This is a genomic window from Lentzea cavernae, assembly GCF_014653695.1.
In the GTDB taxonomy this organism is placed as follows: Bacteria; Actinomycetota; Actinomycetes; order Mycobacteriales; family Pseudonocardiaceae; genus Lentzea; species Lentzea cavernae.
On record NZ_BNAR01000023.1, the window covers coordinates 19,886 to 38,440 of the forward strand.

The 18,555-nt window shown below is 67.8% G+C and carries 19 protein-coding genes; 8 read left to right on the forward strand and 11 right to left on the reverse strand.

The window, feature by feature from the left end; all coding sequences use genetic code 11:
- The first annotated feature begins 8 nt into the window (after positions 1-8).
- Positions 9-878, forward strand: coding sequence for a sugar ABC transporter permease (locus IE307_RS41795; protein WP_191305128.1), 870 nt, complete (start codon positions 9-11; stop codon positions 876-878).
- 4 nt (positions 879-882) lie between these two features.
- On the opposite strand, the gene IE307_RS41800 is transcribed toward IE307_RS41795, so the two are convergent.
- Positions 883-1,413, reverse strand: coding sequence for a dihydrofolate reductase family protein (locus IE307_RS41800; protein ID WP_191305040.1), 531 nt, complete (start codon positions 1,411-1,413; stop codon positions 883-885).
- Between the two features lie 172 nt (positions 1,414-1,585).
- Here IE307_RS41800 and IE307_RS41805 point away from each other — a divergent pair, with 172 nt between their 5' ends.
- The 4 genes from IE307_RS41805 (at position 1,586) to IE307_RS41820 (ending at position 5,299) form a co-directional block, all read left to right on the forward strand.
- On the forward strand, positions 1,586-2,680 hold the full coding sequence (locus IE307_RS41805) for an ABC transporter ATP-binding protein (protein ID WP_191305041.1): 1,095 nt from the start codon (positions 1,586-1,588) through the stop codon (positions 2,678-2,680).
- Positions 2,681-2,778: 98 nt separating this feature from the next.
- The gene (locus IE307_RS41810) at positions 2,779-3,696 is read left to right on the forward strand and encodes a metal ABC transporter solute-binding protein, Zn/Mn family (protein ID WP_191305042.1); all 918 of its coding nucleotides are present in this window, start codon (positions 2,779-2,781) and stop codon (positions 3,694-3,696) included.
- Entirely contained in the window at positions 3,693-4,484 is a 792-nt protein-coding gene (locus IE307_RS41815; protein ID WP_191305043.1) for a metal ABC transporter ATP-binding protein, read from the forward strand. The genes IE307_RS41810 and IE307_RS41815 overlap by 4 nt, the downstream gene beginning before the upstream one ends.
- Entirely contained in the window at positions 4,481-5,299 is an 819-nt protein-coding gene (locus tag IE307_RS41820; RefSeq protein ID WP_191305044.1) for a metal ABC transporter permease, read from the forward strand. Before IE307_RS41815 ends, IE307_RS41820 begins: the two co-directional genes overlap by 4 nt.
- 556 nt (positions 5,300-5,855) lie before the next feature.
- Here IE307_RS41820 and IE307_RS41825 read toward each other — a convergent pair.
- The 6 genes from IE307_RS41825 to IE307_RS41850 form a co-directional block, all read right to left on the reverse strand.
- Positions 5,856-7,277, reverse strand: a complete 1,422-nt coding sequence (locus tag IE307_RS41825) for a GGDEF domain-containing protein (protein ID WP_229905574.1) — start codon at positions 7,275-7,277, stop codon at positions 5,856-5,858.
- Positions 7,278-7,532: 255 nt separating this feature from the next.
- On the reverse strand, positions 7,533-8,759 hold the full coding sequence (locus IE307_RS41830; protein WP_191305046.1) for an MFS transporter: 1,227 nt from the start codon (positions 8,757-8,759) through the stop codon (positions 7,533-7,535).
- Between the two features lie 576 nt (positions 8,760-9,335).
- Positions 9,336-10,307 carry a 23S rRNA (guanosine(2251)-2'-O)-methyltransferase RlmB gene (gene rlmB / locus IE307_RS41835; protein ID WP_191305047.1) on the reverse strand — a complete coding sequence of 324 codons (972 nt, stop codon included), beginning with the start codon at positions 10,305-10,307 and terminating at the stop codon, positions 9,336-9,338.
- Positions 10,308-10,312: 5 nt separating this feature from the next.
- Positions 10,313-11,707 (reverse strand): cysteine--tRNA ligase, encoded by a 1,395-nt coding sequence (cysS, locus tag IE307_RS41840; RefSeq protein ID WP_191305048.1) that lies wholly within the window; start codon positions 11,705-11,707, stop codon positions 10,313-10,315.
- Entirely contained in the window at positions 11,704-12,327 is a 624-nt protein-coding gene (locus IE307_RS41845) for an HAD family hydrolase (RefSeq protein WP_191305049.1), read from the reverse strand. Before IE307_RS41845 ends, cysS begins: the two co-directional genes overlap by 4 nt.
- Positions 12,328-12,352: 25 nt before the next feature.
- Positions 12,353-13,297 (reverse strand): toll/interleukin-1 receptor domain-containing protein, encoded by a 945-nt coding sequence (locus tag IE307_RS41850; protein ID WP_191305050.1) that lies wholly within the window; start codon positions 13,295-13,297, stop codon positions 12,353-12,355.
- A 53-nt stretch (positions 13,298-13,350) separates the two neighbouring features.
- On the opposite strand from IE307_RS41850, the gene IE307_RS41855 reads away from it, so the two are divergent.
- Positions 13,351-13,647, forward strand: a complete 297-nt coding sequence (locus IE307_RS41855) for a DUF6191 domain-containing protein (RefSeq protein WP_191305051.1) — start codon at positions 13,351-13,353, stop codon at positions 13,645-13,647.
- Between the two features lie 6 nt (positions 13,648-13,653).
- Here IE307_RS41855 and ispF read toward each other — a convergent pair whose 3' ends face one another.
- From ispF to IE307_RS41870, 3 genes are read right to left on the reverse strand one after another with little or no spacing between them, the layout of a single operon-like run.
- A complete protein-coding gene (ispF, locus tag IE307_RS41860) occupies positions 13,654-14,121 on the reverse strand; it encodes a 2-C-methyl-D-erythritol 2,4-cyclodiphosphate synthase (protein ID WP_191305052.1) in 468 nt (155 codons plus the stop codon).
- Complete coding sequence (gene ispD, locus IE307_RS41865; protein WP_191305053.1) at positions 14,118-14,810, reverse strand: 2-C-methyl-D-erythritol 4-phosphate cytidylyltransferase; 693 nt, start codon at positions 14,808-14,810, stop codon at positions 14,118-14,120. Before ispD ends, ispF begins: the two co-directional genes overlap by 4 nt.
- Positions 14,811-14,852: 42 nt before the next feature.
- A complete protein-coding gene (locus tag IE307_RS41870) occupies positions 14,853-15,341 on the reverse strand; it encodes a CarD family transcriptional regulator (RefSeq protein WP_012782996.1) in 489 nt (162 codons plus the stop codon).
- 260 nt (positions 15,342-15,601) lie between these two features.
- Between IE307_RS41870 and IE307_RS41875 the strand changes: the two genes are divergently transcribed.
- Positions 15,602-16,402 carry a copper chaperone PCu(A)C gene (locus IE307_RS41875; protein WP_191305054.1) on the forward strand — a complete coding sequence of 267 codons (801 nt, stop codon included), beginning with the start codon at positions 15,602-15,604 and terminating at the stop codon, positions 16,400-16,402.
- Between the two features lie 58 nt (positions 16,403-16,460).
- On the opposite strand, the gene IE307_RS41880 is transcribed toward IE307_RS41875, so the two are convergent.
- Positions 16,461-16,889, reverse strand: coding sequence for a hypothetical protein (locus tag IE307_RS41880; RefSeq protein WP_229905575.1), 429 nt, complete (start codon positions 16,887-16,889; stop codon positions 16,461-16,463).
- A gap of 155 nt (positions 16,890-17,044) precedes the next feature.
- Here IE307_RS41880 and radA point away from each other — a divergent pair, with 155 nt between their 5' ends.
- On the forward strand, positions 17,045-18,472 hold the full coding sequence (gene radA, locus IE307_RS41885) for a DNA repair protein RadA (RefSeq protein WP_191305055.1): 1,428 nt from the start codon (positions 17,045-17,047) through the stop codon (positions 18,470-18,472).
- The last annotated feature ends 83 nt before the right edge of the window (positions 18,473-18,555 follow it).

Sequence of the window (18,555 nt, forward strand, 5' to 3'; positions counted from 1 at the left end):
CCCTGAAGATGGTGCAGGCCGGCGGCGCCCGGCCGCGCAGGACCGACCGGTCCCGAGGCGCCTCGATCGCGTTGCACGCCACGCTGATCGTCGCTTCGATCATCGCGGTGTTCCCGGTCTTCTGGGTGTTCGTCACTTCCCTGAAGCCGGACGCGCGCGCTGTCGAGCCGACTCCGAAGCTGTTCAACGAGTCCTCCTTCGACAACTACACCCGTGTGCTGTCAGGAGAAAAGGGCGACTTCCTCGCCTGGTTCGGCAACTCCGTGCTGATCGCGCTGATGACCACGGTGCTCGGTGTCTTCATCTCGGCCACCGCCGGGTACGCGGCGTCGCGGTTCCGGTTCCCCGGCAAGCGCGGCCTGATGATGTCGTTCCTGCTGGTGCAGATGTTCCCGTTCGCGGTGCTGATCGTGCCGCTGTACAACATCCTCATCGCGTTGGGGCTCAACGGAACCTCCATCGGCCTCGTGCTGGTCTACTGCACGACCGCGGTCCCGTTCTGCACCTACATGTTGAAGGGCTACTTCGACACGGTGCCCAACGACATCGACGAGGCAGGCCGCGTGGACGGGCTGTCGCCGTTCGGCGTGTTCTGGCGGCTGATCATGCCGCTGGCCAAGCCGGGTCTCGCGGTCACGGCGTTCTACGCGTTCCTCACGGCCTGGGGCGAGGTGGCGTTCGCGTCCGCGTTCCTGTCCGCCGCGGACGAGTCGAAGACGCTCGCCGTGGGGCTGCAGGTGTTCGTGCAGCAGAACAGGACGGAGTGGGGGCACCTCGCCGCCGCGTCGATCCTGGTGGCGATCCCGGCGATCGTCGTGTTCTACCTGGTGCAGCGGTTCCTGGTGCAGGGCCTCGCGTCCGGCGCCGTGAAGGGCTGATCGTCTACCGCACCGGCCGGTACCGCACGTCCACCTCCGAGTGGGGGTCGTCGGTGTCGAGCCGGTGCAGGTGGATCGGCACCCCGCCGGGGTTGCCGAAGAACCTCAGGCCGTGACCGAGCAGCACGGGCGCGATGTGCAGGGCGATCTCGTCGACGAGACCCCGTTGCAGCAACTGGCCGCCGATGGTCGGCGAGAGCACCTCGAGGTCCTTGCCGTCCGCCGCCTCGAGCCCGATCCGCGCCGCCTCGGCGACGTCGCAGTTCAGGAACGTGACACCGGCCGCGGGCGTGGCGTCCTCCGGGTGGCTGGTCAGGACGAAGAGCTGTCCCTTGAACTGGCCGCCGTACGCGGCCGAGGGGTCGGGGAAGGCGTCCCAGCCCTTCCTGCCGCCGAGGATGGCGCCGGTGCGTTCCGCGTAGGAGCTGACGAGTCCGGGTTGGTCGGTCGTGCGGGACAGCCAGTCGAAGCCGTTGTCCGCGGATGCCACGAAGCCGTCCAGTGACATCGAGAAGTGCAGTCGCACGTTGCCCATCGGTTTGCCTCCCGTGTTCGGTTCTCGAGAGGTAGACCGGCGTGCCGTCCGGAACTCATCGCAACGCAAGCGCTTACGTTGCCCCATCCCGAAACGTAAGCGCTTTCGTCTGTTCACGTAAGCGCTTGCAACACCTAACGTCGCGTCCAGACAAGGGTGAAAGGTGCGTCACATGGCAGAGGTGTCCTACGTCAAGGCGTCGCGGATCTTCTCCGGCAACCCGCCGGTGCGCGCGGTCGACGAGCTCTCGCTGGAGGTGGCAGACGGCGAGTTCCTGGTGCTGGTCGGCCCGTCCGGTTCCGGTAAGTCGACGGCGCTGCGCATGCTCGCGGGCCTCGAGGACATCGACGAGGGCGCCATCAACATCGGCGGCAAGGACGTCACGAACGTCCCGCCGAAGGGCCGGGACATCGCGATGGTGTTCCAGTCGTACGCGCTGTACCCGCACATGACCGTCGCGGAGAACATGGGCTTCGCGCTCAAGCTGCGCGGTGTGCCGAAGACCGAGATCAAGGCGAAGGTCGAAGAGGCCGCCAAGATGCTCGACCTCCAGAAGTACCTGGAGCGCAAGCCGAAGGCGCTCTCCGGTGGTCAGCGCCAGCGCGTCGCCATGGGCCGCGCCATCGTGCGCGAGCCGTCCGTGTTCCTCATGGACGAGCCGCTGTCCAACCTGGACGCCAAGCTGCGCGTCGAGACGCGTGCGAACATCGCCGCCCTCCAGCAGCGCCTCGGCACCACCACGATCTACGTCACGCACGACCAGGTCGAGGCCATGACCATGGGCCACCGCGTCGCGGTGCTCAAGGACGGCCTGCTGCAGCAGTGCGACACGCCTCGCGCGTTGTACGACCGCCCGGCCAACGCGTTCGTCGCGGGCTTCATCGGCTCGCCGGCCATGAACCTCAAGACCGTCCCGATCAGCTCCGAGGGCGCCAAGCTCGACGGCATCATCGTGCCGCTGTCGCGTGCCGCGCTCGACGCCGCCGGCGGCCTGGACGAGGTCACCTTCGGCATCCGCCCCGAGGCGCTCGGCATCGTGCCGTCGGGCGAGGAGGGCATGGAGATGACCGTCGAGCTGGTCGAGGAGCTCGGCGCCGACGCGCTCGTGCACGGTGCCGTGAAGATCGGTGAGGCCTCGCAGCGCTTCGTCGTCCGCGTCGACGGCCGCACGCCTCCGACCCTGGGTCAGCACGTCAAGGTCGCCGTCCGCGACCACAGCGAGATCCACCTGTTCCACCCCGAGTCGGGCGAGCGCCTGGAGTCCTGATTCACACGTTCAAGCCCCCGGCGTGACCGTCGGGGGCTTTTTCGTGTCGTAATATGAACTCGACAACGGTTTCCATTACCTGATCGAGGGACGGCGTGATGACTCTCCGCAACGCTCTGGTCGGCACCCTTGCCGTCGTGAGCCTGGCCGCCTGCGGCACCTCCGCGCCGTCTTCCGACAGCGGCAAGATCCAGGTCGTCGCCTCGACGAACGTCTGGGGCAGCGTCATCAAGGCCGTCGGCGGCGACGCGGTCGAGGTCAAGGCCCTGCTGGACGACCCCTCGGCCGACCCGCACTCCTACGAGAGCAAGCCCGCCGACGCGGCCCTGGTCAAGGACGCCAAGCTGGTCGTGTTCAACGGCGGCGGCTACGACGACTTCTTCGCCAAGCTGATCACCAGTGACGCCACCAAGAAGATCGAGGCGTTCCCGCTCGCCGACAACCACGCCGAGCCGCAGACCGGCGCGCCCGAGACCGACGAGCACGGTCACGACCACAGCGTGAACGAGCACGTCTGGTACGACCTGCACACCGTTCAGGCGGTGGCCGAGGCCGCGGCGAACGAGCTCGGCGCCATCGCACCGGACAAGAAGACGACGTTCGAGAAGAACACCGCCGACTTCTCCGCCAAGCTCGAGGAGCTGGAGAAGAAGGTCGCCGGCGTCGGCACGGGCAAGAAGGTCGCGTCGACCGAGCCCATCGCGCACTACCTGATCGAGGAGTCCGGCGCGCAGGACGTCACCCCCGATGCCTTCAGCAAGGCGATCGAGGAGGAGTCGGACGTGCCCGCCGCCGCCCTCGCCGAGATGAACCAGCTCGTCGAGTCCAAGCAGGTCAACGTGCTGGTGGAGAACACCCAGACCGAGAACCAGGTCACCAGGGGCGTGGTCGAGAAGGCCAAGACGGCCGGCGTCGCCGTCGTCGCGGTCACCGAGACGCTGCCCGAGGGCGTGACCGGCTACCTTGACTGGATGAGCAAGCAGGTTGACGAGCTGTCGCGGGCGCTCAAGGCATGAGCGCGATCTCGCTGCGCGGGGCACGCCTGTCCTACGGGGACAGGGTGCTGTGGGACGGGCTCGACCTCGACGTCGAGCCCGGCGAGTTCCTGGCGGTCCTGGGCCCGAACGGCTCCGGCAAGACCAGCCTGATGCGCGTGCTCCTCGGCCTTCAGCCGCTGTCCTCCGGCACGGTCTTGATCGCCGGCGGCAACCACGCCATCGGGTACGTCCCGCAGCAGCGAGCGCTCGACCAGTCCATGACGTTGCGCGGCCGCGACCTCGTGGGGCTGGGGCTGGACGGCCACTCCTGGGGGTTCGGTCTGCGGGGGCGTCGGGAGCGGCGGATCCGTGTCGACGCGGCCATCGCTTCGGTCGGCGGCTCCCGGTATGCGGACTCGCCCGTCGGGGTGTTGTCGGGTGGGGAGCAGCAGCGGTTGCGGGTCGCTCAGGCTCTGGTCGGGGATCCGGCTGTGCTGCTGTGCGACGAACCCCTGCTGTCGCTGGACCTTGCCAATCAGCGGGTGGTCTCCGAGCTGATCGACAAGCGGCGGCGGGAGGCTGACACCGCCGTGCTTTTTGTGACGCACGAGTTGAATCCGGTGCTGCCGTTGGTGGATCGGGTGCTGTACCTGGTGGGTGGGCGGTTCCGTGTTGGTACGCCGGAAGAAGTGATGAACTCGCGGACGTTGTCCGAGTTGTATCGGACGCCTGTTGAGGTTGTGCGAGTGCGTGATCAGATCCTGGTCGTCGGGGCTGGGGCTTGTGAGGAGCAGACGCATCACCTGTCGGCGGAGGCTGCGTCGTGAGCTTTCTCGACCTGTTGGAGCTTGATTTCGTTCAGACCGCGTTGATCGCGGCTGCTGTGCTGGGGCTTGTGGCTGGGGTGCTCGGGCCGCTCGTGGTCACTCGCAAGATGGCGTTTGCGGTGCACGGGACCAGTGAGTTGGCGTTCACCGGTGGTGCTGCGGCGTTGTTGCTCGGGGTGGGGATCGGGTACGGGGCGCTGGCCGGGTCGATCATCGCCGCGGTGTTGCTCGGGGTGTTGTCCCGGCGGGAGAGTGATCGTGACTCGGTGATCGGGGCGATTCTCGCGTTCGGGCTGGGTATGGGGATTTTGATGCTTGCTCTTTACAAGGGGCGGGCTAGTAACAAGTTCGGGTTGTTGACTGGGCAGATTGTTGGGGTTGACTCGACCGATCTGAACCTGTTGGTTGTGTCTTCTGGTGTTGTGTTGGTTGTGTTGGCGTTTATTTATCGGCCGTTGTTCTTTGCTTCTGTGGATCCTGATGTGGCTGTGTCGCGTGGGGTTCCGGTGCGTGCTCTGTCTGTGGTGTTCGCGGTTCTGGTTGGGGTTGCCACTGCGCTGTCTGTGCAGGTGGTGGGGGCTTTGCTGGTGTTGGCGTTGATGATCACGCCGGCTGCTGCGGCCATGCGGGTCACGGCCTCGCCGTTGCGGGCCACGGTTTTGTCCGTGGTGTTCGCTGAGGTGGCGGCTGTTGGGGGGATTTTGTTGTCTTTGCAGCCTGGGTTGCCGGTTTCGGCTTTGGTCACGGCTGTTAGTTTTGTGATTTATTTGGTTTGTCGTGGGATTGGGGCTTTGAGGCGGCGGGTTTTGGTTTGATGCGGTTTTGCGGGTGGTTGGGTTGGGTGCGGCCTGTTGCGTTTGGTGGTTCCCCTGGGGCTCTGCCCCAGACCCCGGCAATCTGAGATGGGGGCCGGCGCCGTTCGTGGGTTGATGGCACGCCTGTTGCGTTGGGCGGCTGCCGGTTGGTTTGTCGGGTGCGTTGGCGGTGGGTCCCATCACGAGTCGCACCAAGAGCGGGCCACATGCAGGTAGGGGTGTCAACTCGACGAAAAGCGTGTCGAGTTGACACCCCTACCTGCATGCAGCAAGAGCTGTGGTGCGACTCGTGATGGGACCCACCGCCCTAGCCTCTTGGTAAAGACGGCTCGCCTTCGGCATCGCACACATCAACCCGGCTCGCCTGCGGCATCGCGTGGCGGGGACGGCTCGCCTTCCTGCATCGCATGGCAGGGGCGCTCGCCTGCGCATCGCTGGAGAGCCGCCCCACCTGCCTTGCGGCCCCGTTTCTCGGCTTGCGGGAGTGTCAGACCTGCTGAGTACGTTGGGTCGCGGGGGGTGCGACTCCAGGGGGTACCCCTGCGTGAGCCTGCTGTCAGGCCGTGCGGGAGGTGATCGGCTTCGTCACGTCGTCCTGGCGGGGGGCGGGCATGAGGCGGGGCGGGATGTCGAGGCCTGCCACGCGGACCTGGTTGCGGCCGTTCTCCTTGGCCTTGTAGAGCGCGGCGTCCGCGGAGTGCTGGGCGGTGGCCATGTCCGGGCCGTTGTCGGGGATTACTGCTACGCCGATCGAGGCTGAGATCGCCTGGAGGGCGGCGCCTTCTGGTTCTGGGGGCTGGATTTCGCGGCCGTAGAGCGTGACCACGTTGCGGTGCTTGTCGGTTGTGGGGACGGCTAGGGAGCCGATGGCCTCGCGGATGCGTTCGGCGATGGTGACGCCTTGGGCCACCGGGGTGTCCTTGAGTGCCACGACGAATTCCTCGCCGCCGTCCCTGCCTGCCACGTCGCCCGGGCGGAGCTTTTCGCGGAGGATTCGGCCGACTTCGGCCAGCACTGCGTTGCCTGCTGGGTGGCCCCAGGTGTCGTTGATGCGCTTGAAGTGGTCGAGGTCGATCACCAGGACGGTCATCGGTTCGCCGTCGAGGCGGCAGCGTTCGGCCAGGCGGCCTGCGTACTCGGCGAGGCCGTTGGTGTTGAGGAGGCCCGTGCGGTAGTCGGTGTGGGCGTCTGCGGCGAGGCGTTGGTGGAGTTGTTCCTGTTCGCGCAGCAGGCGTTCCAGGTGGGTGCGGCGTTCGCCTGCTCGGGAGAGCAGGGCGTTGACGAGGATCACCGGGACCGTCAGGAGCAGGGGGCCGACCCAGTGCGAGGTCATGAGCATGCCGAGCATGGCGCCGGCGCCGAGGGTGCTCATCTCGAGCATGTTGTCGACTTTGGAGCCGAGGAAGTCGAGGACCTTGGAGTTCGGGGTGACGATCTTGAAGGCGGCGGCGACCGTCATCACCTGGACGAACCAGTAGACGACTGTGGCTATGGCGAGGACCAGGACGAGGCTCAGGTCCGCCGGGATGTTGCCGGTGGCCGCGAGGGAGACGCCGGAGAGGTGGACCAGGGCCCACGAGAGGAGCGTCGAGGCGAGCATCGAGGCCGTGCCGAAGACGAAGCGGTAGGGCTGGCGGCGGGCGATCGGCTGGATCAGGATGCGCATCCAGATCGTGGCGATCACGGCCAGGCCGCCGGGCAGTGCGACTGCCGCTGCGAAGGTCCAGACCGAGGTCAGGTCGATGTGGGGACCGGAGGCCTCGTTGCGGCGGGCCTCTTCCGCTCTGCGGACGACGGTCAGGTGGATGGTGATCGCGGCGATGAGCGCGCCGAAGCGGAGCCAGTCCGTTTCGGAGACGTCGGTGAGCCTCGTCAGGAGCCAGATGGAGGCCACTGCGACGGCTGCTTCGAGCACGAAGAAGTACGCGATCGCGCTGGGCGCAACGGTCCAAAGGTCCCAGTTGCGAATCGGAGCCAAGCCGAGTGCCCGCGATCGCCTGCGATCAGTCAAACTGTTCTTCACCACGACCCCCTACGCTCATGGAACACCATGAGCAAAGCCGCCGCTGATCAGGTCGTAGACCGCCACGCTGCCGCTTGTCGCAACGAGGAGGTGTCCTTCCATGTGCAACCGAGACTTCTGAACGCCACCCTTCCTCGATCCGGCCTCAATGCCGTCCATGGATCATCCTGCGCCTTCACGACGGATATCGCTATTGGTGACCGTTCTGTTTCAGATTGCCACCGCCTTCGTGTCACTGCGGCCCCGGGCACGTCGCCACGCGAAGGTCGCCTGCGTCGCCAGCAGCAGTCCGATACCGCCCGCTCCCGCGATCGTGGCCGTCACCGATCCGATCGAATGGGCGACGACACCGGCCAGCGCCATTCCGCCGCCCTGGCTCGAGCGCAACGCGGCGCGTCCAATGCCATAGGCCCTTCCGCGGTACTGGTCGGGTAGCAGCCGCATCCACGCCGAACGAGCGGGTGTGTGATAAGCCCCGCCTATACCGGCGATCACCAGCAAAACGATCGTCCAGGTCAGGTTCGGGTTGAAAGCGAACATGATCAACGGCGCCAGCGACAGGATCGCCAGCGGGCCGATGAGGCGTTCCCGCTTCGCCGGATCTCGCACGAGGCGGAAGAGCAGCGCCACACCCAGCACGTTCGCGGCGGGTTCGATGGCGAGGATCAGGCCGACCGCCCAGACCGCGTTCAGGCTCGCCGCCAGCGGCACCGCCAGGCCCTCGGGAACCATCGCGAGGCCCGCGAGCATGCGGACGCCCAGCAGGGTCCTCAATCGCGGCTCGGTCACCATCAGCGTGAGCGCGCCGCGCGGTTCGTCGTCGGACTTCTTCTTGCGGCCCAGCGGATCCGCGGCCGGCCGGTGCTTCACGGAGACCTGCACCAGGATCGCCGCCGCGGCGAACGTGACCGCGTTGATCATGAGTGCGAGGCCGGGGCTGGTGTGCGCGACGAGGAAGCCCGCGGCGGCGAGACCCGCCATCTGAGCTATGTCGACCGACGTGCCGAACAGCGCCACACCGTCGTCGTAGCGCTTCGGCGGGAGCACGTTCGGGAGGCTCGCCTCCTGGGCGGCGAGGTACGGCGAGGAGATCGCCAGCACCACCACCAGCAGCACGATCATCGCCCACAGCGGCATGCCCGGAATGGCCATCGCGGCCATCAACGCAGCCTGCAACCAGGCCGTCGTCACCATTACCGTGCGTCGCGGGAACCGGTCGGCGACCCAGCCGAGCAACGGACCCGAAATCAGCGGCGGGAACAGCGTCAACGACCACGTCAGTGCGGTTGCCGCAACGGATTGTGTCCGCTCGAATACGAGCAGTGACAATGCGACCGCGGCGAGCTGATCACCGGCGGTCGAAACGGTCGAACCGATCCACATGGCGCGGAACTCGCGCATACCGACGAGCTCGCGGAGGGTCCCGCGGGTCGTCATGCGGTGCCTCGGACAGCCGCCGCCCGCGCGCGGCGAATCGGCACGTCCCGATTCGCTCTACGCCGAGTCACGTCGCCCCCGCCGGTGGTAATCAATTTCTATCGACAATCACGGTAGAAGCTGTCTGACCGTTCAACGTCTGTCCTACCACAGTGTGTACCTAAACGGAGCAGGCCAGTTACCTAAAGTAGTTACAATAGCGAAACGTGCAGCTGATCTTCTTGACAGTTGACCTCGGGATAGCCTGATTGGACCCCAAATGGTCACGGCGCGTGTCAGCCGATGCCAAACGGGTGCCTCGCGCTCGCCCAACCGGTGCAACCGGCACCGCTTCCTGCACGGCAGGACCCGTTAATGGCGAACGAGACGACGGTACCCGCGTCCGGGAGTGGCGCGGAATAGGCCATGCCGTTTGTCACGCGAACGGCAGCGAGGTTCTGGCAAGTGTGGAAAGTCGACTTTCCTGCCCGCCGACCTAAACCGGTTGAGCGGGCAGGAAAACGATCACTAACGTCGGAGAATCGCAGCGCTTAGCGTCGCGAACTAGCCGATAACGTCAGACAACTGTCAGGTGACTCAGCCCTTGGCGTCGATCCGGCGGCGACGCGCGACCTCGGCCAGCACGACACCGGCGGCGACCGACGCGTTGAGCGACTCGACGCCCGTGGCCATCGGGATCGACACGGTCTGGTCGCACGTCTCCTTGACCAGACGACCGAGCCCGCGGCCCTCCGAGCCCACCACGACGACGAGCGGGCCCGTCGCGAGCTCGAGACCGTCGACGTCCACGTCACCGTCCGCGTCGAGGCCCACGATCATCAGGCCGGCCTCGGCCCAGTCGCGCAGCGTGCGGGTGAGGTTCGTGGCCATCGCGATCGGCAGCTTGGCCGCCGTGCCCGCGCTGGTGCGCCACGCCACAGCCGTCATGGACGCGCTGCGCCGCTGGGGCAGCACGACGCCCTGCGCGCCGAACGCGGCCGCGGAACGGATGACCGCACCCAGGTTGCGCGGGTCGGTCACGCCGTCCAGCGCCACCAGCAACGGCGGTTGGGTGGACCGCTGCGCGAGTTCGAGCAGCTCGTCCGGGGTCGCGTACTCGAACGGAGGCACCTGCAGGCCGAGGCCCTGGTGCATCGCGCCGCCGGTGATCCGGTCGAGCTCGCCGCGGGTCACCTCCAGCACGGAGATCCCCCGCTCGGCGGCCATGTGCACGGCCTCGGCCACGCGGTCGTCCGAGTCGATGCCCAGAGCCACGTACAGCGCCGTCGCGGGAGTGCCCGCGCGCAGGCACTCGACGACCGGGTTGCGGCCCGCCACGGTCTCGGCGGAGGCCTTCTCCTTCGTCTGCCTGCGCTGGGTCCTGGCGGCAGTGGACTTCGCCGCCATCTTGGCGTTGCGGTACGCCGGGTGGTTCGGGCGGTCGGTCGCCTTCGGGGTAGGGCCCTTGCCCTGCAGGCCCTTGGACTTCTGCCCGCCGGAACCGGCGACCGCGCCCTTCTTCGAGCCCGGATTGCGCATCGCGCCCTTGCGCTTGGAGTTGCCAGCCACGGAAGTCAGTCGTCCTTCAAAGTCCACTGCGGACCGTCGGGGGTGTCCTCGACGGCGATGCCCGCGTCGTGCAGCTGGTCGCGCAACGCGTCGGAGCGCGCGAAATCCCTGCTCTTGCGGGCTTCCTGGCGTTCGACGAGAAGTCGATCGACCAGGGTGGTCAACGCCTGCCGCATGCCGAGGTCGGCAGACGACGCGTCGTTCCACTTCGGCGACAACGGGTCGACGCCGAGGATGTCGGCCATCCGGCGCACGCACTCGGCGGCCGCACGGGCCGTCTCGTGGTCGCCGTCGGCCAGCGCCGTGTTGCCCTGGCGCACCTTGTTGTGCAGCGCTGCCACGGCTTGGGGCGTGTTCAGGTCGTTGTCCATCGCGACCACGAAGTCGGGGCACATGTCGCCGCGCAGCTGGACCTGACCAGTGCGTTCGGCGACACGGCGCAGGAACGACTCGATGCGCCCGTAGGACGTCACCGCCTCCTGCAACGCCTCTTCGGAGTACTCGATGTGCGAGCGGTAGTGCGGGGAGACGAGGTAGTAGCGCAGCTCCTGGGCCCGGACCAGCTCCAGCATCGCCGGGATGGACACGGTGTTGCCGAGCGACTTGGCCATCTTCTCGCCGGACAGCGTCACCCAGTAGTTGTGCATCCAGTAGTTCGCGAAGCCGTCGCCGGCCGCGCGCGACTGCGCCTGCTCGTTCTCGTGGTGCGGGAAGATCAGGTCGAGCCCGCCGCCGTGGATGTCGAACGTGCTGCCCAGGTACGTCGTGGCCATCGCCGAGCACTCCAGGTGCCAGCCGGGCCTGCCGTCGCCCCACGGGGTCGGCCAGGACGGCTCACCGGGCTTGGCGGCCTTCCACAGCGTGAAGTCGCGCGGGTCGCGCTTGCCGCGCACCGCCGTCTCACCCTGCTCCACACCGTCGAGCTTCTGCCCGGACAGCGCGCCGTACTCCGGGAACGAGCGCACGTCGAAGTAGACGTCCCCGTCGACGTCGTAGGCGTGGCCCTTGTCGATCAGCCGCTGCATCAGCTCGACCATCTGCGTGACGTGGCCGGTGGCGCGCGGCGCGTACGACGGCGGCAGGCAGCCCAGCGCGTCGTAGGCGTCCTCGAAGGCGCGCTCGTGCGTGTACGCCCACTCCCACCAGGGCTTGCCGTGGTCGGCGGCCTTGGTGAGGATCTTGTCGTCGATGTCGGTGACGTTGCGGACCAGCGTGACCTCGGCCCCGTCACGGCCGAGCCAGCGGCGCAGGACGTCGAAGTTCAGACCGCTGCGGACGTGCCCGATGTGCGGCACGCCCTGCACCGTCGCCCCACACACGTAGATCGACGCCGTTCCGTTGACCTGCGGGTGGAACTCCCGCATGGACCGGCTCGCCGTGTCGTAGATGTGGAGGCTCACACGGGAATGGTACGGGCCACATCCAAAAGAGCATTGGGCCGGTCACTCGTCGGAACCGGGTTGACGAGCCGGAAGGAGCAACCGATCGCCTCGGCGCCACCGTCCGCTTCCTCGCTGTCGCCGACCATTACGGCATTGCGGGGATCGACGCCCAGCCGTTCGCACGCGGTGGTGAAGATCTTCGGGTCCGGCTTGATGACGCCTTCTTCGTAGGACAGCACGAACTCGTCCACCAGGTGCGTCAGGCCGTACAGCTCGAACACCGTGCGGATGTCCCAGCCGATGTTGCTGACGACGGCGACGGGGACGTCCTTCAGGTGCTCCAGCGTCGCTTTGGTGTCCGGGTAGGGCACCCACGACTCGGGGCGCAGCAACTGGTCGTAGAACGCCCCGGCGTCGGGCACGAGCGCGTCCTCGAGCACCCTCACGTGCACCCAGCGGTGGACGTCGGCGTCGAGGTCGCGGCGGTGCCAGGCGTCGGCCAGTTCGGGGTCCATGCCGTCGGCGATGCCGACCGGTGCGGTCAGGGCACGCATCAGGGCGCCGTTGGACTCGAGCTCGGGGTGCTCGAGCCGGAACAGCGTGCCGGAGAAGTCGAAGAGCGCGGCGCGAATCGTCACGCTCCCGACTCTACGTGCCGGACGGCTAGGTGGTCTGGACCTTTTTGAGCTCGGCTTCGACGGCGTCGGTGTTGTACTTCAAGTTCAGCCGCAGGTCGCCCGCACCCCGGTTGCTGGCGACCGCGAACTCCTCGACGAACCGCTCGATCTGCTCGAGGGGCTCGTCGGCGAGATGTGCGGCGGCCTCGTAGAGGGCCTTGTAGCGGTCGGGGGTCGTGGTGCCCCGCAGTTCGGCCGACCAGTCGAGCAGGCTCTCGTACTGCTCCACGAAGCTGTTGGCCAGGTACTTGATCTTGTCGCTGTCACCGGGCCTGCCCGCCGGCCCGAACGCCATCTGCACCCGGCCGGGGGAGAGCAGGGTCTCGACGGTGTTGAGGATGCCGTCGAACGCGCGGCTGCGCGCCCGGAACGTGTCGATCGCGTCGACGTCCTCGGTGATCATGCGCTTCGGCTTCGCGACGCCCATCTCGTGGCGGATCCGCTTGTCCTTGAGGTTGCGCATGTGCAGCCCGACGGTGTCGGAGAACAGCTGGTACTCCCAGCCGGGCTTCGGTCCGCTGTCCGGGGTGCCGACCTTCTTCGCGATCATCTCGGCCAGCTCGCGCGGGGTGCGGTCGCGCAGGTCCAGGTAGCCGGTGCCGACGCGCAGCGCCGGGATCTCGGTGTCGTCGAACCGCGCGGGCAGCACGTACTCGGAGTCGGACACGAGGGCGCGGTCGAACGCGGACTGGCGCTCGTGCTTGGTCCACATCTTCCGGGCGTAGGCCGCGGAAATGAACATCACGCAGAAGCGCGAGTCGTGGCGGTAGATCTGGTCGAGGTGCTCGACGAGGTTCTTGCCCCAGAGATCGGCTTGCTCGTCGGTGTCGTAGAAACGCGAAACGCCCAGCTCGGTGAGGTGGCGGGCCACCTCTTCGACGTAGGGGCGGTCTTCGCCGGCGAAGGAGAGGCACACGTCGTACTTGGGCACCAGGTGGATGTTAGTGGCGGGAACCACACCGTTGTGCGGGGAGTTGTCCAGTCATGAGCCCGGGGTTCCTGTTCGCGTTGTCGTTACCCGCGTTGGTGGCGGCGCTGTTCCTGCTCGCGGTGGTCGAGAGGTTCGCGCGGAGGAGGAAGAAGGGCACTCCGATGGCCGCCGCGGGCATCGGCGAGCTCGGGGCCACCTTCGAGGCGGGCAAGCGCGACGAGCTCGAGTACCGCAAGGAGGAACGGCAGCTGCGCGACGACGAGGGCGACCACGCACCGCCGCGCAGCCGGGTGGACCTCGACGGCGGCACCGCCGTGCTGAAGGTGCCCGCGCAGAGGCAGCCGAGCTAGCGGTCTTCAGGCGACGGGGACCAGCAGGGCCGTCGCGATCGCCGCGATGCCCTCGCCGCGTCCGGTGAGCCCCAGACCGTCCGTGGTGGTGCCGGCGACCGACACGGGGCCGCCGACGGCGTCGGACAGCGCCTTCTGGGCCTCGTCGCGGCGCTTGCCGATGCGCGGCTCGTTGCCGATGACCTGCACTGTGGCATTTCCCACACGGTATCCGGCCTCTTCGACGAGGCGGCGCACCTCCGTGAGCAGGACGACGCCGTGCGCACCGGACCAGCGCGGGTCGGACGTGCCGAAGACGGCGCCCAGGTCGCCCAGACCTGCGGCGGAGAGCAGCGCGTCGCACAGGGCGTGCGATGCCACGTCGCCGTCGGAGTGGCCGGCGCAGCCGTCGACGCCCTCCCACAGCAGACCGGCGATCCAGCACTCACGACCTGACTCGATCGGGTGGACGTCGACGCCCTGGCCGATCCTCACTCCTGGCCTCCGCTGAACAGTGCTTCCGCGACCGCGAGGTCGAACGGGGTGGTGATCTTCATGGCGTGGGCGTGTCCGGGAACCGTGTGGACGGCGACACCGTTCTTCTCGACGAGAGCGGCGTCGTCAGTCGCGGCGATACCGGAGCTGTAGGCGGCTTTGAGAGTCTCGGCTCTGAAGCCCTGCGGGGTCTGCACGACCCGCAGAGCCGCTCGATCAGGTGTGGAGACGACAACTCCGGCCTCGTCCACCTGTTTGATCGTGTCGGCGACCGGCAACACCGGGATGACGGCGTCGTACCCGTCGCGCACGGCGGCGACGACACCGGCGATGACCTCGGGAGGGGTGAAGGCACGAGCGGCGTCGTGGACCAGCACGATCGAGGTGTCCGGGATCACGCTGAGCGCGTGGTGCAGGGCGAGTCGCACCGAGTCGGTGCGTTCGGAACCCCCTGAAAGCACGTGCACCGCCCCGCCGGCCGGGGCCAGCGAGGCGGTTGCGGTGTGCACTTGATCCACATCGGACGGTGGAGCGGCGATGACGACGTGCTGGACCTGGCCTGACTCGAACAGACCTTGAACGGCACGGGTCAACAGCGGTACACCGTTGACCGGCACGAGCGCCTTGGGCATCCCGTAGCCCAGACGCTCTCCCCGCCCTGCCGCGGGCACGAGCGCGACAACACTCATGTTCGCGACTGAATCCGATGCTCTGTTGTGAATTCTTGAAAACTACGAGGCGGTGGCGAGAACTTCGTCGAGGAGAACCTCGGCCTTGTCCTCGTCGGTGCCCTCGGCCAGCGCCAGCTCGCTGACCAGTATCTGCCGCGCCTTCGCCAGCATCCGCTTCTCGCCGGCGGAAAGCCCGCGATCCTTTTCGCGCCGCCAGAGGTCGCGCACCACTTCCGCAACCTTGTTCACGTCGCCGGAGGCGAGCTTCTCAAGGTTGGCCTTGTACCGCCGAGACCAGTTGGTCGGCTCCTCGGTGTGGGGAGCACGCAAGACCTCGAAAACCTTGTCGAGCCCTTCCTGGCCGACAACGTCACGCACGCCTACGATTTCGGCGTTGTCAGCGGGAACCCGAACGGTGAGGTCGCCCTGCGCTACCTTGAGAACGAGGTACTTCTTCTCCTCGCCCTTGATCACGCGGGTCTCGATTGCTTCGATGAGAGCGGCACCGTGGTGCGGGTAGACGACGGTCTCTCCGACCTTGAAAACCATGTGTCCTCTGCCCCTTTCGATAGCTCCATCCTAACACGTCCGGCAACCCTCCGATTGCTGCTCGATGATCCGTTAGTGCTGGTCAGGGCCATGCGGGGGGTTGACAAACCACCTGTTCGCGTGCAAGGTACGTCTCACCGAAGATCGACTGGCAGCCCAACGCGTCCTCGATTCGGGCCCCGGTTAGGCTCCTTGCCTGGTGGTTGTTCCCTAGGAAGGACGCTGGAGCCGTGAACTCAGGAGTGTCTCGCCGGTTTATCGTGACGGCAGCGCTGGCCGCTGGCCTCGGCCTGGTGGCGGTCGGCTGCAGCGCCGGTCAGGTCACCCAGACCGACACCCAGGTCGCCGCCGTCGACGGGGCGAGCGGCAACGCCGGCCCGATCGCCGTGCGCAACGTCATGCTCGCCTTCCCGCCGGACGGCAACCGGTACCACGACGGCGAGGACGCGCCGCTGACGTTCGTCATCGCGAACTCGGGTGAGAACCCGGACAAGCTGCTGTCGATCAAGTCGGACGCCTCCGAGGCCGAGGCCGAGGTCGTCGGTGCCAAGGAGATCCCGGCGCGGTTCGCGCTGCGCGCCGAGTACGACGCGTCGAAGGCACCGACGAAGACCTCGTCGCCGTCGTCCTCCAAGGCCTCCTCGTCGGTCGTGCCGACCTCGGGCGCGCCGTCGTCGAACGCGGGCACCCCGTCCTCGGGTGTGGGCACGCCGTCCTCCAACGCGTCGTCGAACCCGTCGTCGAACCCCGCCTCGAACTCCGGGACGCCGTCGTCGAACGCCTCGGGCGTGTCGTCCACGGGCTCCCCGTCGAACTCGTCCGCGGCGTCCTCGACCGGTCGCCCGTCGAACTCCTCCGCCGCGCCGACGGCGGTCGACCCCGACCTCGAGGTGCTGCAGATCCGCTGCACGCTCAAGAAGCTGAACCGCGACGTGGTGGCGGCCCAGACCGTCAAGATCACGTTCCTGTTCGAGAAGGCCGGCTCGCTGACGCTCGAGGTGCCCGTGGCGCCGTCCGACCACAAGCGCACGAGCGAGAACCACGAGTCCGGCGGCCACTGAGCCCCCTGACGCACGAGAACGCCGCCCCTGAGCTTCAGGGGCGGCGTTTTTCGTTGTCCTAGCGGGCCTGCAGCATCGGGCGGAACTTGTCGCGGTAGGCCCACGCCAGACCGATCTCCGCGGCGACCACGAGCAGCGCCATGACCATGCCGCTCGGCTCCAGGAAGACGTGGAACAGGAAGATGTTCACGATCACCGGGGCGAGCAGGGCCAGCGCCAGCGGCACGAACCGGCCGACGACGAGCAGGACGCCGGAGACCAGCTGGACGCCGGACAGGAGCTGCACCATGTACCCGGTGGCGTAGAGCGCGGTGTTGAACGCGACGCCGTCCGCCGCCATCGTGCTGGGGTCCGGGGCGGGCATGAACATGATGAAGCCGTTCAGGCCGGTCGTGGCGAACAGGAGTCCGGTCAGCACGCGGGTGACGACGGTGGCGTAGCGGCCGAGGGCGAACTTGCGGGTCTGCGTCGCGGTTGCGGTGCTCACTGCGTCCTCCAGGTGTGTTGTGTCCTTCCACTGATGCGTCGAACGGGCACCGCGCCGGATCGACAAACCTGCCGCGAAAATCTTGGAATTCTCTTCGGAACGGCTCTGACCTGCGACGCGCGTTTCTGTCGGTGTCGTGCTCTAACGTTCGGTCCGTGGCGAAGACAGCGCGGCCGATCTTCCGTTGTGCCGAGTGCGGGCACGAGGTGGCGAAGTGGTTCGGCCGCTGCCCCGAGTGCCAGGCCTGGGGCAGCATCGAGGAACGCGGCACCGGGTCGGTGACGCGCGTGGTGGCGGGCGCGCCGACTTCCAAGGCGCGGCCGATCGGCGAGGTCGACATCGAGTCGGCGCGGGCGCTCTCCACGGGCGTAAGCGAGTTCGACCGGGTGCTGGGCGGCGGTCTGGTGCCGGGTGCCGTCGTGCTGCTGGCCGGTGAGCCCGGCGTGGGCAAGTCGACGTTGTTGCTGGAGACGGCGCACCGCTGGGCCGAGTCGCACGGCCGTTGCCTCTACGTCACGGGCGAGGAGTCGGCCGGGCAGGTGCGCCTGCGCGCCGAGCGCACCGGCAACCTCCACCCCGAGATGTACCTGGCGGCCGAGAGCGAGCTCAGCGCGTTGCTCGGGCAGGTCGACCAGGTGAAGCCGTCGATGCTGATCGTCGACTCCATCCAGACCATGTCCACGGTGAGCGTCGAGGGCGTGCCCGGCGGCGTCACACAGGTGCGCACCGTCGCATCAGGACTGATCGCGATGGCCAAGGAACGCGGCCTGCCGGTAGTCCTGGTAGGACACGTCACGAAGGACGGATCCGTTGCGGGGCCCAGGGTTCTGGAGCACCTCGTCGACGTGGTGCTCCAGTTCGAGGGCGACCGCCACTCCAGCCTGCGGCTGCTGCGCGGCATCAAGAACCGCTACGGCGCGGCGGACGAGGTCGGCTGCTTCGAACTCCGCGACGACGGCATCGCGTGCGTGCCGGACCCGTCGGGGCTCTTCCTCACCCGGCGCGAGAAGGCCGTCGAGGGCACCTGCGTCACGGTGATCGTCGAGGGCAAGCGCCCGATGCTCGGCGAGGTGCAGGCGCTGGTGGCCAAGACCAACCTGCCGGCCCCCAGGCGCGCGGTGAGCGGCCTCGACTCGGCGCGCATCTCGATGGCCCTGGCCGTGCTGGAGAAGCGCGGCAAGGTCAACCTGTTCCAGAAGGACGTCTTCACCGCCACCGTCGGCGGCATGCGCCTCGTCGAACCGGCCGCGGACCTCGCGGTGGTGCTGGCGGTCGCCTCGGCGGAACGCGAGATCGCCCTGCCCGCCGACCTGGTGGTGCTGGGCGAGGTCGGGCTGGCAGGCGAGATCCGGCGCGTCAACGGCGTCGGCAAGCGCCTCAGCGAGGCCGCGCGGCTCGGGTTCAAGAAGGCCCTTGTGCCGCCGGACCACGGACCGCTGCCCGACGGGGTGCGCGCGCTGGTGGCGAACGACCTGGTGTCGGCGCTGGAGGTGCTCGGGCTGAACCGGAAGCGGAGCAGCAAGGGTGACGGCGGTAAGGGCGATGGCGGCAAGGGTGACGACAGCAGGGGCGACGACGACTGAGCTGGTGTCGCGTCGCGGTGGCTTGGGCGGACGCGCCGTGGTGCGGGCGGTCGCGGCAGGCCGCGCGCGGTGGCGCTGGGCAG

Bases quoted from the DNA above. Each gene is read 5' to 3' on its own strand.
- IE307_RS41795 (WP_191305128.1), top strand. From the start codon at position 9: ATGGTGCAGGCCGGCGGCGCCCGGCCGCGCAGGACCGACCGGTCCCGA.
- IE307_RS41800 (WP_191305040.1), bottom strand. From the start codon at position 1,413: ATGGGCAACGTGCGACTGCACTTCTCGATGTCACTGGACGGCTTCGTG.
- IE307_RS41805 (WP_191305041.1), top strand. From the start codon at position 1,586: ATGGCAGAGGTGTCCTACGTCAAGGCGTCGCGGATCTTCTCCGGCAAC.
- IE307_RS41810 (WP_191305042.1), top strand. From the start codon at position 2,779: ATGACTCTCCGCAACGCTCTGGTCGGCACCCTTGCCGTCGTGAGCCTG.
- IE307_RS41815 (WP_191305043.1), top strand. From the start codon at position 3,693: ATGAGCGCGATCTCGCTGCGCGGGGCACGCCTGTCCTACGGGGACAGG.
- IE307_RS41830 (WP_191305046.1), bottom strand. From the start codon at position 8,759: ATGACGACCCGCGGGACCCTCCGCGAGCTCGTCGGTATGCGCGAGTTC.
- IE307_RS41855 (WP_191305051.1), top strand. From the start codon at position 13,351: ATGAGCCCGGGGTTCCTGTTCGCGTTGTCGTTACCCGCGTTGGTGGCG.
- ispD (WP_191305053.1), bottom strand. From the start codon at position 14,810: ATGAGTGTTGTCGCGCTCGTGCCCGCGGCAGGGCGGGGAGAGCGTCTG.
- IE307_RS41870 (WP_012782996.1), bottom strand. From the start codon at position 15,341: ATGGTTTTCAAGGTCGGAGAGACCGTCGTCTACCCGCACCACGGTGCC.